The sequence below is a fragment of the Streptomyces sp. NPDC111802 genome, assembly GCF_055634335.1.
This window is the reverse complement of the sequence record NZ_JBVKCZ010000162.1, coordinates 1-3,272: the sequence shown is the minus strand read 5'-3', so window position 1 is coordinate 3,272 and position 3,272 is coordinate 1. Positions and strand designations below refer to the sequence as shown.

3 protein-coding genes and 1 pseudogene are annotated in these 3,272 nt (G+C 64.0%); all 4 read left to right on the top strand.

What is annotated here, in order from left to right; all coding sequences use genetic code 11:
• The first annotated feature begins 446 nt into the window (after window positions 1-446).
• The 4 genes and pseudogenes from ACZ7NC_RS44895 to ACZ7NC_RS44880 all read left to right on the top strand — a co-directional run bounded on the left by ACZ7NC_RS44895 (window position 447) and on the right by ACZ7NC_RS44880 (window position 3,189).
• On the top strand, window positions 447-704 hold the full coding sequence (locus ACZ7NC_RS44895) for a hypothetical protein (protein ID WP_471498055.1): 258 nt from the start codon (window positions 447-449) through the stop codon (window positions 702-704).
• 199 nt (window positions 705-903) lie between these two features.
• Complete coding sequence (locus ACZ7NC_RS44890; RefSeq protein WP_471498052.1) at window positions 904-1,344, top strand: ATP-binding protein; 441 nt, start codon at window positions 904-906, stop codon at window positions 1,342-1,344.
• 426 nt (window positions 1,345-1,770) lie between these two features.
• Window positions 1,771-2,031, top strand: a pseudogene (locus ACZ7NC_RS44885) (IS110 family transposase); the annotation flags it as partial.
• A 555-nt stretch (window positions 2,032-2,586) separates the two neighbouring features.
• Window positions 2,587-3,189: a reverse transcriptase domain-containing protein gene (locus ACZ7NC_RS44880; RefSeq protein WP_471498048.1), complete on the top strand. Its 603-nt coding sequence runs from the start codon at window positions 2,587-2,589 to the stop codon at window positions 3,187-3,189.
• Window positions 3,190-3,272: the final 83 nt, after the last annotated feature.

Here is a 3,272-nt window from a genome sequence, read left to right as displayed (position 1 = left end):
CCGCAGCACCCTCGGGCCCGTGGAACCCGACGCCCCGCAGCGTCACGCGACGGCCCATCCTCGCACGGCAGGGGATATTACGGGCAAACCACCGACCCGACCGGCGTCACACCGCAAGTGAAGAATCGAGGTGTATGCCTTCTCTCGCAACGCCCGCCAAGTACGGCAGCGGCACGCCCGCGATGTAAGCCCCCAACCCGGCCGAAGAACAAGGAAACTGCCAGGCCCAGCACACCCGGTCACTCTTGAAATATTGATCAGAGCCGTACCCACAAGCCGCCGTCAATCGACCAGCGGTTTGAGTTCCGCAGCAGGTGCACCACACAGACTCCACTGCCCGAGATCCTCAAAAGCCAGCCGAAGCATTGCCCTTGGCAACAACTACCTCTTCAGAAATGACCGGCCTGTGCTGATGCCTGGAACTGTTGAGGCTCGTTACACAGGACGTGAACGAACCCACGAACCTGTTCGACCGTCAGCTGACCCACTACCTCACCGTGGCCCACCAACACCTGTCCGAACACGGGCTACGCTACTTGGAGAGAAAGGTCCGCCAGATCCACACTGAGCGCCCCGACTTGGGCCTGAATAAAGTCCTGGACATCACCATTGGCGTCCTGGAAGGCGAACTCGCGGACTGTCAGTTAGGCCTGGCCAACGCACGCGCCAAGTCTGCCCAGGTCCATCACGAGATCGGCGCCTAGCGGGCGTGCCAACTCAATTCACCGCAGACCCTCCGCCTGTGCTCCGCGTCAACTTTGCATCAATGCCTGAAGATACGGCGCAAAGAGGGTGCAACCTGCACTTCTATGCCGCGAGGGGGTGATTGTGTCTGCCACTGCTTTTCCCTGCCTCTACCCTCAGCGTCCCAGATCTACCGAACGAAGGCATGGAATGACTTCAATGAACGGCACAGCTGTAGCTATTTGGCCCCGCAGAACGGGTCACTCGGGCTACAGGCTCACCACGCTGCGCGAGCCCGAAACAGCACAGCGCGCCCGGGACTTGGCGCACGCTGCGCTGACTGACTGGGGGCTGGACAACGCAGCGCAGACCGCCGCGCTGGTGCTCTGCGAACTGGTGACGAACGCGGTCCAGCACGCGCAAGGCCCCCTGGTCCGGATCACGGTCGACCGGCCGGCGGACGACCGTGTGCGGTTCACCGTGACTGACCGGACGCCTAGTCAGTTACCAAAGCTGGGCCTGCCGGACCCGGACGACGTGTGCGGCCGCGGGCTTCCACTGGTCGATCAATGCACCGAACGGTGGGGCTGTGATCTGCTCGGCCCTGACACGAAGCCTTGGGGCAAACGGGTTTGGGCGGAGCTGAAGGTGAGGCCGTGACCACGGCTGAACAACTGCAAGCAAGCCGCCAGGAATATCCACCATCTGCCCCGGACACAGGAACACATTCCCACACACTGTGGGCGACGGTGAACAGACGACCGCGGACTGCAAGCTCTTCCCGGCCACGGCGGTTACCCCTGCCCAGCACGGCTTTCAGTCCGTCGCTACCCCACCGGCGTCCACGCGTCTGCTCATCCCGAGCATCAAGGCGGACGCGCCCTCACCGATCTGGCCATTGGCACCTCGGGGCGGTTGAACTCTCAACCAATTGACGACACGAACCTGGTCGGCTGGTTCGCCGCCGGTCCGTCCCCGGTGGGCGCGGCAGCGCTATCGTTGCCGGCCACCTCGACAGCAAGACCGCGCCCGCCGTCTTCGCCCGTCTCAGCGCCCTGTCCCCAGGCCACAAGATCAGCATCCTGCGGGTTGGAATGCTGGCTGGTCAACGCCCGTGACGTGAAGAACGTCCCGGGCCGGCCGAAGACCGACAAGCTGGATGCCATCTGGCTCGCCAAGCTCGCGGAACGGGGCATGCTGCGCGCCTCGTTCGTCCCGCAGCGTCCGCTGCGGAAGATCCGGGACCTGACGCGGCTGCGGTCCGCGCTCACACAAGAGCGCACCCGTCATAAGCACCGGGTGGAGAAGGTCCTGGAGGACGCTCAGATCGTGTGCCACGAACGCTGAGGGAGGCGTGATGTAACAGCCTCTGGAAGCGGTGCTGTGCAGGAGATGGAGGTAGGTCCTCCGGGGTCGCTCTGCAGGGGGAGGCCCCAAATCACCGCAGGCTGCGTCGGTTAAGTGCCGGTCGTGGTGAGCGCTGCGGCAAAAGGCGCGGCAGTGATCGCGTCAGATGTGGGTCAGGAAGGCGAGCGTGAGCGAACCGCTGATGACGTGTCGTAACGTCTCTCATCGGCGTCGAAACCGGGGCTTGATCTGGTCCCCGGGACAAGTCTGGGGGAAGCCTGCCGACTGCCCAGACGGCGCCCGGCATGTAGGCGGCGCGAGCCTGGCTCGGGCTCATGCACGGAACGTGGGAACCTGTCGCCCCGATACTGTCGCCGCCCTGGTGGGGTGGTGGCGAGAGGGAGAACCCCAAGCGGACAAAACCGCGAGGGGCCGAGTACCGATGCGGGGCACGGGGGCGGACCGTCTCGTAGTAGCGGCGAGGCCCGGTAATGCGGGCGGAGCGAAGGGGACGGGTCGTCCGGGTCTGCTTGACGGCCAACCGGAGTGTCCGGGATGAACCAGACGAGTGGATCGAAGTCGTTTGAGATCTCGAAACACCTTGTGTTCGAGGCGTACTTGACGGTCAAGGCCAACAAGGGTGCGGCAGGTGTCGACGGCGAGCCGATCGAGCAGTTCGAGGTGGACCTGAAGGGCAACCTCTACAAGCTGTGGAATCGCATGTCGTCGGGCTGCTACTTTCCGCCGCCGGTGCGGATGGTGGAGATCGACAAGCCGGGAGGACGCGGGGTCAGGATCCTCGGCGTGCCCACGGTCGCGGACAGAATCGCGCAAACGGTGGTGGCCATGGTGCTGGAGCCACTGGTGGAGCCTGTGTTCCACCCGGACTCCTACGGGTACCGGCCCCACCGCAGTGCGCTGGACGCGGTCGGAGTGTGCCGGGAACGGTGTTGGGGCAGCAACTGGGTAATTGATTTGGACATCCAGGGCTTCTTCGACAACCTCGATCATGATCTTGTTCTCAAGGCGGTCGCCCGCCATACCGACCAGCGGTGGGTCCTGCTGTATGTGGAACGGTGGCTGAAGGCGCCGCTCCAGCGGCCGGATGGCAGTTTGCTCGCACGGGATCGTGGGAGTCCTCAGGGAAATGCCGCGTAGATAAGCGTTTTGGCGTTCTGTTTCCACATGTGCACAGCGACACACCCGCGTTGGTTGTGGATAGTCAACCAGGGTGATAGCTG